General features: G+C 62.6%; 19 protein-coding genes. 5 read left to right on the top strand and 14 right to left on the bottom strand.

Annotated elements, in window-relative coordinates:
• Positions 1–23: 23 nt before the first annotated feature.
• On the bottom strand, positions 24–758 hold the full coding sequence (locus tag NYQ88_RS16675; protein ID WP_275652229.1) for a DsbA family protein: 735 nt from the start codon (positions 756–758) through the stop codon (positions 24–26).
• 87 nt (positions 759–845) lie between these two features.
• Positions 846–1,361, bottom strand: a complete 516-nt coding sequence (locus NYQ88_RS16670) for a DciA family protein (RefSeq protein WP_275652228.1) — start codon at positions 1,359–1,361, stop codon at positions 846–848.
• 59 nt (positions 1,362–1,420) lie between these two features.
• On the opposite strand from NYQ88_RS16670, the gene NYQ88_RS16665 reads away from it, so the two are divergent.
• Positions 1,421–1,771, top strand: a complete 351-nt coding sequence (locus NYQ88_RS16665) for a hypothetical protein (RefSeq protein WP_275652227.1) — start codon at positions 1,421–1,423, stop codon at positions 1,769–1,771.
• A gap of 9 nt (positions 1,772–1,780) precedes the next feature.
• On the top strand, positions 1,781–2,833 hold the full coding sequence (locus NYQ88_RS16660) for an A/G-specific adenine glycosylase (protein WP_275652226.1): 1,053 nt from the start codon (positions 1,781–1,783) through the stop codon (positions 2,831–2,833).
• Here the strand turns inward: NYQ88_RS16660 and NYQ88_RS16655 are convergent.
• From NYQ88_RS16655 to NYQ88_RS16640, 4 genes are all read right to left on the bottom strand, one after another.
• Positions 2,830–3,135, bottom strand: coding sequence for a TM2 domain-containing protein (locus NYQ88_RS16655; protein ID WP_275652225.1), 306 nt, complete (start codon positions 3,133–3,135; stop codon positions 2,830–2,832). The genes NYQ88_RS16660 and NYQ88_RS16655 overlap by 4 nt on opposite strands.
• A 142-nt stretch (positions 3,136–3,277) precedes the next feature.
• Entirely contained in the window at positions 3,278–4,411 is a 1,134-nt protein-coding gene (locus NYQ88_RS16650) for a site-specific DNA-methyltransferase (RefSeq protein WP_275652224.1), read from the bottom strand.
• Between the two features lie 82 nt (positions 4,412–4,493).
• The gene (locus NYQ88_RS16645; RefSeq protein ID WP_275652223.1) at positions 4,494–5,183 is read right to left on the bottom strand and encodes a ribonuclease HII; all 690 of its coding nucleotides are present in this window, start codon (positions 5,181–5,183) and stop codon (positions 4,494–4,496) included.
• Complete coding sequence (locus NYQ88_RS16640; protein ID WP_275652222.1) at positions 5,183–5,548, bottom strand: DUF4180 domain-containing protein; 366 nt, start codon at positions 5,546–5,548, stop codon at positions 5,183–5,185. The genes NYQ88_RS16645 and NYQ88_RS16640 overlap by 1 nt, the downstream gene beginning before the upstream one ends.
• Positions 5,549–5,624: 76 nt before the next feature.
• Between NYQ88_RS16640 and NYQ88_RS16635 the strand changes: the two genes are divergently transcribed.
• On the top strand, positions 5,625–6,206 hold the full coding sequence (locus NYQ88_RS16635) for a hypothetical protein (RefSeq protein WP_275652221.1): 582 nt from the start codon (positions 5,625–5,627) through the stop codon (positions 6,204–6,206).
• Positions 6,207–6,208: 2 nt separating this feature from the next.
• Here NYQ88_RS16635 and NYQ88_RS16630 read toward each other — a convergent pair whose 3' ends face one another.
• The gene (locus tag NYQ88_RS16630; protein WP_275652220.1) at positions 6,209–7,357 is read right to left on the bottom strand and encodes a PA0069 family radical SAM protein; all 1,149 of its coding nucleotides are present in this window, start codon (positions 7,355–7,357) and stop codon (positions 6,209–6,211) included.
• 359 nt (positions 7,358–7,716) lie between these two features.
• Here NYQ88_RS16630 and NYQ88_RS16625 point away from each other — a divergent pair, with 359 nt between their 5' ends.
• Positions 7,717–9,195, top strand: a complete 1,479-nt coding sequence (locus NYQ88_RS16625) for an MDR family MFS transporter (RefSeq protein WP_275652219.1) — start codon at positions 7,717–7,719, stop codon at positions 9,193–9,195.
• Between the two features lie 42 nt (positions 9,196–9,237).
• Here the strand turns inward: NYQ88_RS16625 and NYQ88_RS16620 are convergent, their stop codons facing one another.
• The 7 genes from NYQ88_RS16620 to NYQ88_RS16590 form a co-directional block, all read right to left on the bottom strand.
• Complete coding sequence (locus NYQ88_RS16620) at positions 9,238–10,185, bottom strand: glutathione S-transferase family protein (RefSeq protein ID WP_275652218.1); 948 nt, start codon at positions 10,183–10,185, stop codon at positions 9,238–9,240.
• A 2-nt stretch (positions 10,186–10,187) separates the two neighbouring features.
• The gene (locus NYQ88_RS16615; RefSeq protein ID WP_275652217.1) at positions 10,188–11,012 is read right to left on the bottom strand and encodes a VOC family protein; all 825 of its coding nucleotides are present in this window, start codon (positions 11,010–11,012) and stop codon (positions 10,188–10,190) included.
• A gap of 101 nt (positions 11,013–11,113) precedes the next feature.
• Entirely contained in the window at positions 11,114–11,650 is a 537-nt protein-coding gene (gene moaB, locus NYQ88_RS16610) for a molybdenum cofactor biosynthesis protein B (RefSeq protein ID WP_275652216.1), read from the bottom strand.
• On the bottom strand, positions 11,628–12,953 hold the full coding sequence (locus tag NYQ88_RS16605) for an MFS transporter (RefSeq protein WP_275652215.1): 1,326 nt from the start codon (positions 12,951–12,953) through the stop codon (positions 11,628–11,630). The genes moaB and NYQ88_RS16605 overlap by 23 nt, the downstream gene beginning before the upstream one ends.
• Before the next feature lie 110 nt (positions 12,954–13,063).
• Positions 13,064–13,387, bottom strand: a complete 324-nt coding sequence (locus NYQ88_RS16600; RefSeq protein ID WP_275652214.1) for a type II toxin-antitoxin system PemK/MazF family toxin — start codon at positions 13,385–13,387, stop codon at positions 13,064–13,066.
• A complete protein-coding gene (locus tag NYQ88_RS16595; RefSeq protein WP_275652213.1) occupies positions 13,384–13,617 on the bottom strand; it encodes an antitoxin MazE family protein in 234 nt (77 codons plus the stop codon). Before NYQ88_RS16595 ends, NYQ88_RS16600 begins: the two co-directional genes overlap by 4 nt.
• 47 nt (positions 13,618–13,664) lie before the next feature.
• Positions 13,665–14,486: a uracil-DNA glycosylase gene (locus NYQ88_RS16590; protein WP_275652212.1), complete on the bottom strand. Its 822-nt coding sequence runs from the start codon at positions 14,484–14,486 to the stop codon at positions 13,665–13,667.
• Positions 14,487–14,552: 66 nt separating this feature from the next.
• Here NYQ88_RS16590 and NYQ88_RS16585 point away from each other — a divergent pair, with 66 nt between their 5' ends.
• The gene (locus NYQ88_RS16585) at positions 14,553–16,205 is read left to right on the top strand and encodes an electron transfer flavoprotein-ubiquinone oxidoreductase (RefSeq protein WP_275652211.1); all 1,653 of its coding nucleotides are present in this window, start codon (positions 14,553–14,555) and stop codon (positions 16,203–16,205) included.
• The last annotated feature ends 26 nt before the right edge of the window (positions 16,206–16,231 follow it).

Below are 16,231 nucleotides of genomic sequence, written 5' to 3'. Positions count from 1 at the left end.
GAAATGCGCGCCGGCTGACAGAATTACTGCTGCGCAGGCGCAGGAGCCATGGCGCCGCCAGCGGGAGCCATTGCGTCAGCGGCAGGCGCTGCGGTCGGGGCAACGAAGTCGGCAGGCACGAGCGGGTCGATGGCAGCAGCGAGTGCTTCCAGCGTCGTGGTCCCGGAAATGGTCTTGCCATTGACATAGAAGGTCGGCGTGCCCTGCAGCCCGAATTCATCCAGCGCCTGTTCGCGCTGGGCTTCCATCCCGGTGAACAGGTCCTGATTCGTCAAGGCAGCTTCAAAGCTTTCCTGGGTGAAGCCAAGCTGCATGGCGACGTCGAGCATGGCGTCGCGCGGCTTGTCCGACGTGCCCCAGACGCCCTGCGTCTTGAAGAAGGTGCCGATGACATTGTGGTAATTGGCTTCGCCAGCGGCTTCGGCCAGCATGAAGATAGCCGCGTCGAGCACGTTGCGCACGAAGGGGCGCACGATGAACTTGACCTTGCCGGTGTCTACATACTCTGCCTTGAACGGCTCAAACACCGTGTTGTGGAAAGTCGCGCAGTGCGGGCAGGTCGGCGAGGCATACTCAATGACGGTGACGGGCGCGTCCGGGCTGCCAAGAACCTTGTCGGCAATGCCACCGGCAGGAGCCATCAGCTTGGCCTCGTCGATCATGTCGCCATCGGCAGCAAAGCTGGCCGAAACGCCGCAAAGGCTGAGGGCCGAAGCTGCGGCTGCAAGGACAAGGGTCTCACGGCGATTGAATTTCACGTCTGGCTCCTGAATATTTGTGACCGCGACACTACACATGCCCCGCGTGTCGGCAAGTGGGCAAAGACATCACTTGGGGGTGAAGTCTCATCGTTTCTTGTTTGCCGACCTGCTGGAGAGCGCCAGGCCCAGGGCCCGCAACGCTTCCCTCAGGTCGCTATCCTCGATCTTTTCGACCGCGGCGCCGACCTTCGCGATCTCGCTCTGGCTCGGTTGATAAGGCTTTTGCACCTTTTTGCCTGAACCCGGCGTGAATGGCTCGGCAGAAAGCCGTACATCCTGAACCAGCAGATAGCCGAAATAGCGGTTCACCGCCGCGGCGATCGCCGGCGCATCATGCTGGGCAAACAGGGCCTGTCCCGGCGCGCAGCGCAGATAAAGCACGGCGCCTTCATGATTGTGGGACGCCTGGCGCGGCCAGACCAGCTTGTCGGGCATGGTCGTTTCGTCATACGGCCGCGGCGCAATCGCCTTCCAATGGGTGATGATGTCCCTGGTGGCAAAGCCGCGCTTTTTCAGCACAGGATCAAGCGCCCCGGCGAGCACATCGGCAAGGTTGAGTGTCTTGTTGCGGCGTTTGGGTTGGGGCGTTGTCTCGGCCATGTCGGGTCTACTAGCAGATATGGGTGCGATGGCCTATATTGCTTGGGCTGGAGCACACCATGATCTCTGACGAGACCGTAACCCTCGAATTTCTGAGCCGACAGCAGGCGCTGCTGCTCGAAGAGCTTCGGGCTGTGCGGATCGAGAGCCGGGAGATCCGTCGCTCCTTTACCCTTATTTCCGAGCATTTTTCCCGGCAGGAACACCGGATCGTGGAACTTCGCGACGATCTGGAGACACTGGTGAAGCTCGAACTGGGTGGTGCCATCGCCAATCTCGAGACGCGACTAGAAACCGCGCTCGAGGGGCGGCTGGATGCACACGATACCCGCCTCGATGGCCTTGGGCAGCGGCTCGAGCGCCTCGACGAAAAGCTCGATGCCATACTGGCCGCCGTCACTCCTCGATAGATTGAATTTATGCAGCTCATTTCTCCGCGCCGGATCGACGCGGCCGCCGTTCTCGCCTGGTATGACAGCCACGCCCGTGACTTGCCCTGGCGGGTGTCGCCGGCGGATCGGGCCCGTGGCGTAAAGCCCGATCCCTATCGCATCTGGCTGAGCGAGGTGATGCTGCAGCAGACGACGGTCGCGGCGGTGAAAACCTATTTTTTGCGCTTCACCAGCCTGTGGCCGACCGTCCACGACCTGGCCGCCGCCCCGCTCGATGCCGTGCTGCGCGAGTGGGCGGGGCTGGGATATTATGCCCGCGCGCGAAATCTGCATGCCTGCGCCGTCGCGGTGGTGGAGAACCATGGCGGGGTGTTTCCGACCAGTGCAGCGGGATTGCTGGGGCTGCCGGGGGTTGGCGCCTATACCAGCGCTGCCATTGCCGCCATCTGCTATGACGAGCCGGTGGCCGTGCTCGATGGCAATCTCGATCGCGTGCTGGCGCGCTACTATGCGCTGCCGGTTCCGGTGCGCGAAGCCAAGGAGGAGCTGCGCGCAGCGCTTCAGGCTTCGGTGCCGGCGCGGGCCGGTGACTTTGCCCAGGCGATGATGGATCTCGGGGCGACCATCTGTGCGCCGCGGGCCGCGCTCTGCATGCTCTGTCCGCTGCAACCCGGGTGTGCCGCCGCCCGCGAGGGCACGGCGCTGGTCTATCCGATCAAGCCCGAAAAAACGGAAAAACCGGTTCGCAAGGGCCATGCTTTCGTCATGCTGGACGCTGATGGTGATGTCTATCTGCGGACGCGGCCGGACAAGGGGCTGCTGGCCAAGATGACCGAAGTGCCCACTTCAGACTGGACGGCAGAGCTGGGCGAACCCGACTATCCGCTGGCCGCCGAGTGGCGGCACCGCGGACAGGTGGTGCATGTGTTCACCCATTTCCGGCTGGAGCTGGAAGTCTGGTCGGCCGTGGTGGCGCCCGATGGGCTCGATACCGGCTGGTGGAGCGCGCCGGAGGCACTGGGTGGAGAAGCCCTGCCAACCCTTTTCCGAAAAGTGCTGGCAGGAGCGGGGCTGGCCTAGCGCCGGCCGAAGACGCGGTCGGCGATATCGCTGTTCCTGCTGGCCGCCATGCCGGGAATAAGAAGGGCGTCGATGAACCACCAGATCGCCACGATCGCCCAGAGGAAGCTCAGAAGCCCAAAGCTGACGAAGGTGACGAGCAGGACGATGGCGGAGAGGGCGAGCATGATGACGCCACTCAGCGGGCGGCCGAGATAAAACCGGTGCGCGCCGACATAGCCGAGGAACGCCCAGAGGAGGTAAGCCACCAGCAGGGACTTCTTCTCGATGTCATATTGGGCTGAAACCCGATCCGTTGCCATTTCTACCCTCAAAAAACTGCGACACCGAAAATGGGCCTTCGCTCCCGGATTTCAAGGTTTTGGCGCGGCGCAAGATAACAAAAAGGCCGCCGGGGCAAACCGGCGGCCAGTTGATAGAGCCTGAGGCGATTGGAGGTCAGGATCAGGCAGAAAGCAAATCAAGTTTTTGGCGCACGCTGGCCCGCAACACGTCGATGGGCTCGAGAACGCCAAGATAGTCGTGGTGCCAGAAGGTCCACCCGTTGCATGCCTCAGCTTCCTGAACCAGCGCGCCGACCTTGTGGATCGACCCCTGGTGCGGACCCGAGACGAGCGAGCCGTCTGCACGAACCATGGCAGAGTAACGTTTCGTTAAGTCGAAAAGTTGCGCACCCGGTTCGATGAGACCCTGCTCGACGAGCGAGCCGAACGGGATGCGTGTTTCTTTGCGCTTCGGCTTGACCGACTGCAGCGCGTCGAACACTGCCGGCCGGATCGAGGCGATCCGCTGGCGTGCCGCGGCGATGTAGGTTTCCTCGCGCTCGATGCCGATGAAATGCCGGCCGAGCTTGCGGGCGACGGCGCCGGTGGTGCCGGTGCCGAAGAACGGGTCGAGCACGATATCGCCGGGCTTGGTGGTCGCATTCAGGATGCGGAACAGCAGGGCTTCCGGCTTCTGGGTCGGATGGATCTTGCTGTCGTCCTCGCCCTTGAGACGCTCCGCCCCGGTGCAGATGGGGAACAGCCAGTCGCTGCGCATCTGCGTGTCGTCATTGGAGAGTTTCAGCGCTTCATAATTGAAGGTGACGCGGCTTTTCTGGCTCTTGGAGGCCCAGATCAGCGTCTCATGCGCATTGGTAAAGCGCGTGCCGCGGAAATTGGGCATCGGGTTGGCCTTGCGCCAGACAATGTCGTTGAGCATCCAGAAATCGAGATCCTGGAGTGCCGTGCCGACACGGAAAATATTGTGATACGAGCCGATGACCCAGATGGCGCCATCAGGCTTGAGCAGACGCCGCGCGGCCTTGAGCCAGCCGCGGGTGAAAGCGTCGTAATGGGCAAAACTGTCGAACTTGTCCCAGTCGTCGTCGACCGCATCGACCTTGGTCTGGTCGGGACGGGTCAACCCCTGCTCGAGTTGCAGGTTATAGGGCGGATCAGCAAAGATCAGATCGACACTGCCGGCCGGCAAGGAATTCATGTGGTCGATGCAATCGCCCACGAGAATAGTGTCGATCGGGAGGCGGGTGGCCTCTTCCGCATTGACCTCGACGGCCATACGCGCGGTACGCAACATACTCTTAACCCTAACGCAGCACTAACAATTCCCTTATAGGGCGTTAGGGTTAAGGGAGCGTTTGCAAGATGTTAGCGAGGGGTTAACCCTCGACAACCAGCGTCGTGCGCTGGACCAGCAGCGCAGCGACCGGGGCGAACTCGGCGCGGTGGTGGCGGCAGGGGCCGTGGGCGTTGAGCGCGGCGAGATGGGCGGCGGTGCCATAGCCCTTGTGGCCGGAAAAGCCGAAATGGGGCGCGTCGCAATCCATGATGGTGCACATGCGGTCGCGCACCACTTTGGCGACAATCGAGGCTGCGGCAATCGAGACGCTGCGACCGTCGCCGCCAATCAGCGCAAGGCCGTCGCAGGGCAGGCCCGGGGGCACATCCCGGCCATCGACCAGGACACGGTCAACGGCACGGGGCAGGGCGATCACTGCGCGGGTCATGGCGGCAAGTGTCGCGCCGCGAATATTGCGGGCGACGATCTCGTCGGGCGGCGCAGTGGCTATGGCGACCTCGGCGCTGGCCATGATTTCGGCATAGAGCGCCTCGCGCCGTTCTGCCGTCAGTTTTTTGGAATCATTGAGCCCCGCGGGGATACGGTCGGGATCGAGCCGGACCGCTGCGACGACGACGGGACCGGCAAGCGGGCCGCGTCCTGCCTCGTCGACGCCGGCGACCAGTCGCGCCCCGCGCGCCATCAACATGGTCTCATGGGAAAAATCGGGCCCGACGGGCAGGGCGTCAAGGAGTGTCGAACTGGTCTCGAGAGCAGTCTTGCGGGCCATCAACGTGTGTCCCGCAGCCGGTCAGCCAGTTCGGCCCTGTCGGTGACGAAGAGGTGATGGCCAGTCCTGTTGGTTTCGCGCACGAAATCGGCCAGCGCCTGACTTTCGGAAACCGCCCTGGCAATGTCGCCGAGGACGATGAGGCGCAGGCGGTAATTCTGGAATTTCTGGATGAAGAGGCCGGCCAGCGTCGTGCTCAATTGGAAAAACGCGGGCGCGAAACGGCTTGCGGGCACAATGACGGCATCGACGTCGAGGCCATAGGTCTGGCCGATGACGTCGAGAGCGTCTGCCTCGCTGGACAGGAGCACGCCATTGGCGTCGAGCACCAGCAGCTTCACCCCATTTACAGTTTCTTCGGCCATTCCCGCTCCGGGAGTTCTCGATATTGGCCTACCCTGATATAAGAGTCTCGCCGGGGGGCAAAGCCGAGAGTAACTCATGCGCCATGCCGCCGGCCTTGCTGTCATCCTTATCCTCACACAATCGCTTGCCGCCGAGCCGTTCAGCCATTCGTCTGGCGAATGGCGCGAATATCATCGCGATTGGCTGGCCGCCTGTCCTTCGGTGATCGATGAGGATGGTCCGGACTTCTACAGCTTTTCCTGCTTTGCCAGCACGGGTAGCCAAGCGCTCAACAGTGCGTCCTTGCCAGCCTATAAGCTGACGCTGGTGCAGAACCGGCTCGACGGTACGCTCGATGTCGCCATCACCGTTGCGGCCGACGATGCTGTCTATGACGAAAAAAGGCCGATCGTGCTGTCGTTCTCGAGAGAGCCGCCGATCCGCCTCATGCCCGGCATCGATATCGAGACGCGCTACAACACCACCAACCAGTATTTCGTGGCCGCGCCCGACCTGCGCGATCGCCTCGTTGCGCTGATGAAGGAACGCGCGGCCGTAACACTGGCCGTCCCCCTCGAAGGCCGGATCGAAGCTGTGGAAACCCGGTTGTCGTTGCAGGGTGTCATGGCGGCGCTGGACTTCATGTCGACCAACGCCCGCCGCGTCGCCCAGTACTGAGCCTAAAAAAGGCTCATCTGGCGTGTTTCGAGGGTCGGCGCCTCAAAGAGATCGATCCGCAGCGGTGGCAGCTTGGGGTTGAGGCCATAGCGCTCGCGCGCCTTGTCGAACCGCTGGCGCAACAGCGTCGCATAAGGGCCCTCGCCGGTGAAGCGCGTGCCCCAGCGGGCATCGTAATCCTTGCCCCCTCGCGTATCGCGCACCAGCGACAGCACATGCCGAACCCGGTCGGGAAAATGGCGCAGCAGCCACTCGCGGAACACGTCGCGCACTTCGCCCGGCAGGCGGAGGAGGATCATCGAGGCGCTGATCGCGCCCTGGGCCTTGCCGGCATCGAGGATGCGCTCAAGCTCCATGTCATTGATCGCCGGGATCATCGGTGAGGCGAAGATTGCGGTGGGAATGCCGGCATCGCTCAGTGCCTTGATGGCTTCGAGGCGACGGGCCGGGGAGGAGGCACGCGGCTCCATCTTGCGGCTCAGCTTATGGTCCATCGAGGTAACCGAGATGGCGACCTTGACGAGATTGAGCTTGGCCAGCTCGGTGAGGATGTCTAGGTCGCGCAGGATCAGCGCCGATTTGGTGGTGATCATCACCGGATGCTTTGTCTCAAGCATGACTTCGAGAATGCCGCGCGTCAGCTTGTGCTTGCGCTCGGCCGGTTGATAGGGGTCGGTATTGGTGCCCATGGCGATCGCCTTGGGGCGATAGGACCGCGTGCCCAACTCGTGCCGCAGCGCTTCGACGGCATTGGTCTTGACGTAGATGTCGCGCTCGAAATCGATCCCCGCCGAATGGCCGAGATAGGCGTGGGTGGGCCGGGCAAAACAATAGGAACAGCCATGCTCGCAGCCACGATAGGCATTGATCGAGCGTTCGAAGGCGATGTCAGGACTGTCATTGGTGGTGATGATGGTCTTGGCGCGCTCGGCATGTTCGGTGGTTTCGAACAGCGGCATCGGCTCGACATTGTTCCAGCCATCATCGAAGCTTTCGCGCGCATGGGTCTCGAAGCGGCCAGAGCGGTTCGACTGGGCGCCGCGCCCGCGAACACTGTCCACATTGATGAGCTCGCGCCGCGCCAGATCCGCATCGCGGCTGCGGCTCAATCTCTCCAGGGCTTCAAAGGACGGGGCCTGATAAAGGGCCATGATGTGTCTCCTGACTGTCGAGCCGGGGAGAATCGAACTCCCTCCGACGTCCAGGAACATGTAGCACCGCGAATAGAACAAAACAAGAACAGGGGGAGTCACATTATTCTTGTTGTCCCTCATATCGGCAGGGGTGCCATGCATTACAAGACTTTACGGGGCGCCCGCGCGGGCGTAGACATTGCCCCTTTCGGCGCGCCTTTTGGCTCGTGATCGTGTCCCGCCTTGATGCCGCTCCCGAGGCGTGCGCCGGACGATCATGCTGACAGGTCCTGTCGCCGACAATTCATTATTTCCGTGTCGATCCGCGGCGGTTTTGTCCGTCGTGTGCACGCCACGTCTGATCGAGAGAGAACAAGATGACAATGGACGCTACGCTTGATGCGGTGCCCGAAATCGCGCCGCAGCACCCCGATAATGCTGCCCGCAACAAGCTGGTAATTGCGCTCCTGCTCGTCTCCACCTTTGTGGTCATGCTCAATGAAACCATCATGAGCATCGCGATCCCGCATCTGATGGTTGATCTTGGCGTCACCGCCAGCGCCGCCCAGTGGCTGACCACGGCCTTCCTGTTGACCATGGCAGTCGTCATTCCGGTGACGGGTTTCCTCCTCCAGCGCATCAACACGCGGCCGATCTTTATCGCCGCCATGTCGATTTTCAGCCTCGGCACAGCAATCTGTGCGATCTCTCCCGGTATTGAACTGCTGATCCTGGGTCGTGTGGTTCAGGCAACCGGCACGGCCATCATGATGCCGCTGCTGATGACCACGGTGATGACCCTCGTGCCGCCGGCGAGCCGCGGCAAGACCATGGGCAATATCTCCATCGTCATGTCTGTGGCCCCGGCCATCGGCCCGATGATCGGCGGGTTCATCCTGACCAATTTTGATTGGCGCTTCATGTTCTATTTCACCCTGCCGATCGCCATTGGCGCTCTGATCCTGGGTGCAATCCGCATTCGCAATGTGACGACCCCGCGCGATGTGCCGCTCGATGTGCTCTCGGTGATCCTCTCGGCCCTGGCCTTTGGTGGCCTGGTCTATGGTCTTTCGAGCCTTGGCGAAGGCGCTTCGCATCCGTCGGCCATTCCGGCCTGGCTGCCGATTGCCATTGGTGTCCTGGGCATGGGTCTTTTCGTCTGGCGCCAGTTCGGCCTGCAGAAGGACAATAACGCGCTGCTCGACCTGCGCACGCTTCAGCACCGCAACTACACGCTGTCGCTGATCACCATTGCCATTGCCATGGTGGCGCTGCTCGGCAGCTCGATCCTGATCCCGATCTATACCCAGACCGTGCTTGGGCTCGACCCATTCTATACCAGCCTGATCCTGCTGCCGGGTGCGCTCTCCATGGCGTTCCTCGCGCCCATCGTCGGTCGTCTTTATGACAAGCTTGGGCCGCGTCCGCTGCTGGTGCCGGGTGTTGTCGCGGTTTCGGCCGTGATGTGGGCGCTGGCCTTTGCCGGCCAGGACACACCGATCTGGGCGGTTATCGCCGGTCACCTGATTCTCAGCATTGGCCTCGCGTTCACCTTCACCCCGCTCTTCACCGCCTCGATGAGCTCTGTGCCGCCAAAGCTCTACGCCCATGCCAGCGCGATCATGGGCTCTGTGCAGCAGGTGGCGGGCGCCGCGGGCATTGCGCTTTTTGTGGCGATGATGACCCTGCAGACCGCGTCCGAAACGGCCGCCGGACTGGATCAGCTCGAAGCACTTGCCTCCGGCGTGCGCGCCGGCTTCCTCTGCGGTGCCATCGTTTCGGTGCTGATGGTCATTTCGGCCGCCTTCGTGAAAAAGCCGGACGGCGAGGGGCCCGCCCACGCCGCAGGCCACTAGGAAATGCAAAAGGGCGCCGGATCATCCGGCGCCCTTTTTGTTTCAGGCGACTTCGTAAAGCCCGGGAATATGCGGGCCCTTGGGCACGATCCCCGAGGGGTTGAGCGTCTTGATCGAATAATAGCCGCGCTTGATGTGGTCGATGTCGACCGTTTCGCGCACGCCGGGCAGGTCGAGAATGCGCAGCATATAGTCCTGGAGGCGCGGATAGTCGGCGATGCGCCGGAGATTGGTCTTGAACAGGCCATGATAGGCCGCGTCGAACCGCACCAGCGTCACGAAGGCGCGGATGTCGCTTTCGGTGAGCACATTGCCGACAAGGAAATCCTGTCCATCGAGGCGCTTTTCCAGCGTATCGAGCGCCTCGAACACATCTGCATAGGCTTCGTCATAGGCGGCCTGCGTCGTCGCAAAACCGGCGCGATAGACCCCATTGTTGAAGCGCGGATAGATATAATCGTTGAGCGCATCGATCTCGCTGCGCAGCGCCTCGGGATAAAGGTCGACATCGTTTTTCGCCAGATCGCCGAAGCCGGAGTTGAGCATGCGCAGGATATCCGCGCTCTCATTGTTGACGATGGTGTTTTTCTGCCTGTCCCAGAGCACAGGCACGGTCGCCCGCCCGCTGACTTGGGGATCAGCGGCGGTATAGATCTGGTGCATATAGGTGGCGCCATTGATCGGATCGGGCATGGCGAAGCGCCAGCCTTCGTTGCTCAGTTCCGGCTCGACGATCGAGACAGAGATTATTTCTTCGAGCCCCTTGAGCTTGCGCCCGATGAGGGTGCGCGACGCCCAGGGACAGATCAGCGCGACATAGAGGTGATAGCGGCCGGCCTCGGCCTTGAAGCCGGCTTCTCCGGTCGGCCCGGCGCTGCCATCGGGCGTCACCCAATTGCGGAAGCTCGAGGTCTGCCGCACAAAACCGCCCTTGGCGTCGGTGCCCTGAACGGGCTGCCAATTGTCGGTCCACTTGCCGTTGACGAGCATTTTTACTCCCCACGAAGGACGAGATCAAGGGCGATGCCCCAGGGATCGGTCAGCTGATGGCCGGTGACGCCGGCCCGTTCGGTGATGCCATTGCGCTGTTCGGCGCTGTCGAGAATGAGTTCGAACTCGACGAGGCCAGTGGTGTCCGGGGCGAGGGGGCCCGCGCCGCGGCTCGACCACATATTGGTCGCCAGCTGGTGGTGATAGCCGCCTGCGCCATAGAACACCGCCCCGGGATAGCCGCAGGTGACATTGGTGCCCAGCACGCCCGAATAGAAGGGCTCGGCCTTGGTGATGTCACCCAGCTGCAGATGCACATGGCCGACGATCATGTTGGATGGCGCACCGCTCCACACCCGGCTGGGGTCAAGATCGAGCAGGGCGTCGATATCGAGAGGGTCGGTGGTCATGGCGATCATCTCGCCGTCGCGCTGCCAGTCAGTGCGCGGACGGTCGGCATAGACCTCGATGCCATTTCCTTCCGGGTCGTTGAAATAGAACGCCTCGCTGACCAAATGGTCGGAAGCGCCACCGACCGGGATGCGCTCGCGGGCGATCTTGCGCACCCAGGCGCCGAGATCGGGGCGATCCATCAAAAAGGCGGTGTGGAAGAGGCCGGCCGCGCGCGGGCTGCGCTGTGCGAATTCGGGATTGCCTCGCAATTCAAGCAAGGCCTCATTGCCGACGCCAAGGCGCAGGCTGTTGCCGTCGCGGCCGAGCGTTTCGAGATCGAGCAATTGCTTGTAATAGTCCGCCACAGCATCAAGCTGGCGCACATTGAGGGTCACCATGCCGGTCTGCATGGTTGCCGTTGGCGAAATGGACATGAGCATTCTCCTGGTGGCGCCGTTTGCGCCTTGGCCCTGAAGATGCCCCCTTTGATCGGTTTCTTAAAGCGAACGACAGCGAACGTGTTGTTCGCTGATTGTCACCGCTCTGCCAGTCTCGGCATGAGCTCGACGAAGTTGCACGGCTTGTGCCGGTAGTCGAGCTGCTGGCTCAAAATGCCCTCCCAAGCGTCGCGGCAGGCGCCACGCGACCCAGGCAGACAGAAGACGAAGGTCGTGCCGATCAGACCTGCGGTGGCGCGCGACTGCACCGAACTCGTGCCCACTGTGGTCGCCGAATATTGGTGAAACAGCACCGAGAACCCGTCCATGCGCTTGTCGAACAGCGGTTCCACTGCCTCCGGCGTCACGTCGCGGCCGGAAAAGCCGGTGCCCCCCGTGGTCAACACCACATCCACCTGCGGGTCGGCGACCAGCGCCTGCACGGCGGCGCGGATCAACTGGATATCGTCGCGCACCACCTGCCGGCCCGCGCAGCTGTGGCCATCGGCCTCCAGCATCGACTGCAGCAGAGCGCCAGCGGTGTCAGTTTCGATGGTCCGCGTGTCGGAGACGGCGATGATGGCGATGGAGAGCGGCTTGAACGCCCTGTCCTCAAACCGGTCTGTCTTGAACATGGCTGCCTGCGTCAGGGGTTTCGATCAGTTCATCAGGCACCGCCGGCTCGTGCCGGACGATGATGTCGTCTTCCTCGGGATCGCTCTCGGCGCGCGGATCCATGGCAACCGATTCCGGCGTGTCATTGGCCATGGGCTGGAACGGTGCGCGGTCGGCGGCGTCGACGCTCTTGCGGACCCGCATGCGCAGGAAGGCGAACATGGCGACCACGACATGGAAGACGGCAGTGACCATGAACAGCGCCATGGGCGCGATCGTGCTCATCAGCACTGAGGCGATCAGCGGGCCGATGGCAAGGCCGAGGCCAAGGATCAGCAGCATGCCGCCGGCGATCTTGGCGAAATTGCCCTCGCGCGCAAAGTCGTTCGCATGTGCGACGGCGATCGGATAGAGCGGATTGGCGGCCAGCCCGTAAAGGGCGAACAGCACATACATCAGCCAGCCCTGGCCCGGGTTGATGAGGACAACTAGGAGACCGACCACCGCCGCGGCGCTGGCGAGGCCGATCATCACCTGACGGCGATCGATTTTGTCCGAGAGGCGGCCGAAGGGGATCTGGCCGACAGCGCCAGCAATGGCTGCGATGGCGAAGAGCAGGGCGATACCCGAGGCATCGAGCCCCTGTTCATAGCCATAGACCGGCGCCAGCGTGCCGAACGAACCATTGGCCATGCCGCAGCAGAAGGCGGCGACGGCGGCAACCGGCGAGGTCTTGATCAGAAGCGGCAGGTCGAGCTTGGCTGAGGCGAGGGGACGGGGCTGCGGGCTCGAGGTCAGCGAGGTCGGCAGCACCGCGCAGATAAAGCTGATGGCGCCGATGACGAAGGGCAGATAGCCCGCCGTGCCGGTGACCGACATGGCGATCTGGCCGAGCGTCGAGGCGCCAAGGTTGATGGTGACATAGATCGAGAAGATCGTGCCGCGGCTCTTGTTGTCACTGACCTCGTTGAGCCAGCTTTCAACGATCATCGCCGCTCCGGCAAAGCAGAAGCCGCTGAGCGCACGCATCATGATCCAGCCGATGTCGTTGATCCACAAGAGGTTGAGCAGGATGGTGATGGTGCCGATCGCCGCCATGACCGAGAAAGCGCGGATATGGCCCACTTTTCGCACGATCATCGGCACCGCGATGGAGCCGGCAACGAACCCAACCGACCAGCCTGTTCCGATCAGGCCCAGCGCCGGAAGGGAGAAGCCCTCCTCGGCGCCACGGACCGAGAGAAGAAGGCCCTGGAGGCCACCTCCGAACATCAACAGTGCCGAACCTAGGAAGAGGGCATAGATCTTGACGACGGAAGCCATGGCGCTTTCGGATCTTGAATGAAGTCGTAGTTTTGCAAATCACCTGAAGGTGACAATAGCGCGGCAAAACTTAATGGACAGACCCGAAACTGTTCCGCCGGACGGAAAGTTCAGACGAAGCCAAGGAAGAGGGCGAGGCGAGATGTGAGGGACTGCATCGTCGCTTCGTCGACCGCACCCGCCACTTGTCCGATCTTGCTGCGGGGGACTGTGGTCACCTTGTCCGTCATGATCTGTGACGCGTCTCTGAGACCGTTTTCCCGAGTTGGTTGCAAGGAGACCCGGACCGACGATCCCGCGATGATCGTAGACGTGATGGGAACCACGGTGACGCTGGACGTCTCTGCGTAGAGGTCTGATTGAAGCACCAGCGCTGGACGTGGTTTGCCCAGATCGCCTGGCAATGCGACGATCACTACGTCGCCGCGCTTCACGGATTGGGACCGTCTGTAGTTTTGGTCATCTCATCCCACGCCGCTTCGAGAAAACTGTCGAGGGTGGGATCGTCTGCGTCGGCCTGTGCCAGTAGTCTGGATTGCTGGGCCGCCTTTTCCGCAAAGCCGGGCTGCGTGTTGTCCGGCACCCAGATTGTCACTGGCCGCAGGCCCTTTGCACGCATTGCCGTCTCATTTGCTTCGTCGATGCGCTTGGCAGAATTGGACATCTGGCTGTCCTCCATCGACGCTAATTTAGGCGCTATCAGCGTCCGCTTCAACCGAGCCCCAGCGCGTCCATTTTCATCTTGAGGCTGAGCAGGTCGCGCCAGGCTTGTTGCTTTGCGGCCGGGTTGCGCAGGAGATAGGCCGGATGGAGCGTTGGCATGCCGTGGGTGGCGTGGGCGCCGATGCTCAGATCTTCCCATTTGCCGCGCATCTTGATGATGCCGACACTGGTCTTGAACACGGTCTGCATGGCCGAGCCGCCCAGGGTCACCACCAGCTTTGGCGCCACCAGCTCCACCTGACGATGGAGGAACGGCAGGCACAATTCCATCTCTTCGGGCGAGGGGGCGCGATTGCCGGGCGGACGCCACGGCACGGAATTGGCAATGTAGACCTTGGTGCGATCGAGGCCGATGGCAGCCAGCATGCGATCAAGCAATTGCCCGGACCGGCCGACGAAGGGCTTGCCCTGCCGGTCCTCCTCGGCGCCGGGGGCTTCCCCGATCAGCATGATCTTTGCCTCTGGATTGCCGTCGGCAAACACCAGCTGGGTAGCGCGGAACTTGAGGCCGCAGCCATCATAGGTCTCAAGGATAGAGCGGAGTTGATCGAGCGACTGGGCCGAGGCGGCCAGTGCCCGCGCTTCGGTGGGGTCCCCGCCAACGGGGCCGGCGGCCAAAGGAATGGGCGCGGGAGCTGGTGCGCCCGGCATAGGCAGGACCCGGGCCGGCGCAGCAGTATTGGCAGCGGGCGGCTTTTGCGCGAACCGGTCGATCGGATCTTCGCCCACGGCCAGATCGACGCCGGCGGCGCGATACCAGTCCAGCACCGAAAGCAGTTCGGCGTTATTGAGCGCGTGAGCTTGAGACATGGCCTCTGTTATGTCACACCGCATGCGGGGCGACCAGTCGCCTCCAGCTCAAGAGGATGTTTGCCCATGGCAGAGGCCGGTAATCGCGAGGTACTGTCGACCGACGTGCTGATCGTCGGGGCGGGACCGGCCGGACTTGCCGCCGCCATTCGCCTCAAGCAGCGCCATCCTGACATCGCCGTCACCATTGTGGAAAAAGCTGCCGAGATCGGTGGCCATATCCTTTCCGGCGCGGTCATGGACCCCGTGGGTCTCGACGCGCTGATCCCCGACTGGCGGCTGAAAAACCCTCCCGTCGGTCCGGACGTGACGACGGACACCTATCATTTCCTCACCAGCAAGGGCGATTTTGCCGTCCCCCATGCGCTGATCCCGCCGCAGATGCGCACCAAGGGCGGTGTCATTGTCAGCCTCGGCGATCTCGTGCGCTGGCTGGGCGAGGAAGCAACAGCGCTTGGCGTCGACATTTTCCCCATGACCGCGGCCATTGATGTGCTGCGAGACGGCGATGGCCCCGTGCGCGGTATCATCACCGGCGATCTCGGGCTCGATCGGGAGGGCAATCCCAAGCCCGGCCACGCGGCGGGCATTGCCCTTGAAGCCAAATATACGCTGATCGGGGAGGGGGCGCGCGGCTCGCTCGCCAAGAAGATCATTGGCGAGTTCGCTCTCGCCGAGGGCAAGAGCCCGCAAAAATACGGCCTCGGCATCAAGGAAGTCTGGGAGATCCCGGCCGAGCGCCACCAGCCCGGCGAGGTCGATCATTATCTTGGTTTCCCGCTCGACGATGCCACCTCCGGCGGTGGCTTTGCCTATCACGCGCAGGACCGGAAGCTTTATCTCGGCCTCGTTGTTCATCTCGATTATGCCGATCCCACGCTGTCGCCCTTTGGCGAGTTCCAGCGGTTCAAGACTCATCCGTCCATTGCCCCGCTGCTCGAAGGCGCGACCCGCATCAGCTACGGCGCGCGGGCTCTGGCCTCAGGCGGCTGGCAGTCGCTGCCAGATCTGGCCTTTGCCGGTGGTGGGCTCATCGGTTGCGCGGCCGGCTTCATGAACGCCCCGCGCCTGAAGGCCATTCACAATGCCATTCTCTCGGGCATCGGCGCTGCCGATGCGGTGGGGGAGGCGGTGGCCGCCGGTCGCCAGCACGATCGCCTGGAGAACCTCCAGGAACGCGTCTTCGAAACCGGCATCGAGGCTGAACTCGTCGGCGTCCGCAACATCAAGCCACTGTGGAGCCGATTCGGCACATTGCTTGGTGCCGGTCTCGGCGGGTTTGATCTCTGGTGCCAGTCGCTGCTCAAATTTTCGCTGTTCGGCACGCAGCGCAATGACACGCCGGATGCGGCAAAACTCAAGCCGATCGCATCGGTGACACCGCGCGTCTATCAGCGCCCCGATGGCAAGACCACGTTCGATCGCGCCTCCTCGGTCTTCCTCGCCAATCTGGCCCATGACGAAGACCAGCCGATCCATCTCAAACTGGCTGATCCCACCATCCCCGTGCGCGAAAACCTGCCGCGCTATGGCGAGCCGGCGCCGCTTTATTGTCCGGCCGGGGTTTATGAACTGGCCGAGGAAAATGGCGCGCCCGTCTTCCGCATCCACGCTGCCAATTGCGTGCATTGCAAGACCTGCGACATCAAGGATCCGGCGCAGAATATCACCTGGGTTCCGCCCGAAGGCGGCAGCGGGCCCAATTACAGCGGAATTTGAGCACCAGTTTTTCGTGCTGACCTTGC

The sequence above is a fragment of the Devosia sp. SD17-2 genome, from assembly GCF_029201565.1.
GTDB lineage: Bacteria > Pseudomonadota > Alphaproteobacteria > Rhizobiales > Devosiaceae > Devosia.
The sequence above is the reverse complement of the archived record's forward strand: the minus strand, read 5'-3'. Positions and strand labels throughout refer to the sequence as shown.

Excerpts from the sequence above, each read along its gene's own strand:
- NYQ88_RS16620 (WP_275652218.1), bottom strand. The coding sequence starts at position 10,185 with ATGCTCGTCAACGGCAAGTGGACCGACAATTGGCAGCCCGTTCAGGGC.
- NYQ88_RS16615 (WP_275652217.1), bottom strand. The coding sequence starts at position 11,012 with ATGTCCATTTCGCCAACGGCAACCATGCAGACCGGCATGGTGACCCTC.
- NYQ88_RS16625 (WP_275652219.1), top strand. The coding sequence starts at position 7,717 with ATGACAATGGACGCTACGCTTGATGCGGTGCCCGAAATCGCGCCGCAG.
- NYQ88_RS16635 (WP_275652221.1), top strand. The coding sequence starts at position 5,625 with ATGCGCCATGCCGCCGGCCTTGCTGTCATCCTTATCCTCACACAATCG.
- NYQ88_RS16665 (WP_275652227.1), top strand. The coding sequence starts at position 1,421 with ATGATCTCTGACGAGACCGTAACCCTCGAATTTCTGAGCCGACAGCAG.
- moaB (WP_275652216.1), bottom strand. The coding sequence starts at position 11,650 with ATGTTCAAGACAGACCGGTTTGAGGACAGGGCGTTCAAGCCGCTCTCC.
- NYQ88_RS16670 (WP_275652228.1), bottom strand. The coding sequence starts at position 1,361 with ATGGCCGAGACAACGCCCCAACCCAAACGCCGCAACAAGACACTCAAC.
- NYQ88_RS16590 (WP_275652212.1), bottom strand. The coding sequence starts at position 14,486 with ATGTCTCAAGCTCACGCGCTCAATAACGCCGAACTGCTTTCGGTGCTG.
- NYQ88_RS16660 (WP_275652226.1), top strand. The coding sequence starts at position 1,781 with ATGCAGCTCATTTCTCCGCGCCGGATCGACGCGGCCGCCGTTCTCGCC.
- NYQ88_RS16585 (WP_275652211.1), top strand. The coding sequence starts at position 14,553 with ATGGCAGAGGCCGGTAATCGCGAGGTACTGTCGACCGACGTGCTGATC.
- NYQ88_RS16630 (WP_275652220.1), bottom strand. The coding sequence starts at position 7,357 with ATGGCCCTTTATCAGGCCCCGTCCTTTGAAGCCCTGGAGAGATTGAGC.
- NYQ88_RS16645 (WP_275652223.1), bottom strand. The coding sequence starts at position 5,183 with ATGGCCCGCAAGACTGCTCTCGAGACCAGTTCGACACTCCTTGACGCC.
- NYQ88_RS16605 (WP_275652215.1), bottom strand. The coding sequence starts at position 12,953 with ATGGCTTCCGTCGTCAAGATCTATGCCCTCTTCCTAGGTTCGGCACTG.
- NYQ88_RS16595 (WP_275652213.1), bottom strand. The coding sequence starts at position 13,617 with ATGTCCAATTCTGCCAAGCGCATCGACGAAGCAAATGAGACGGCAATG.
- NYQ88_RS16640 (WP_275652222.1), bottom strand. The coding sequence starts at position 5,548 with ATGGCCGAAGAAACTGTAAATGGGGTGAAGCTGCTGGTGCTCGACGCC.
- NYQ88_RS16650 (WP_275652224.1), bottom strand. The coding sequence starts at position 4,411 with ATGTTGCGTACCGCGCGTATGGCCGTCGAGGTCAATGCGGAAGAGGCC.
- NYQ88_RS16655 (WP_275652225.1), bottom strand. The coding sequence starts at position 3,135 with ATGGCAACGGATCGGGTTTCAGCCCAATATGACATCGAGAAGAAGTCC.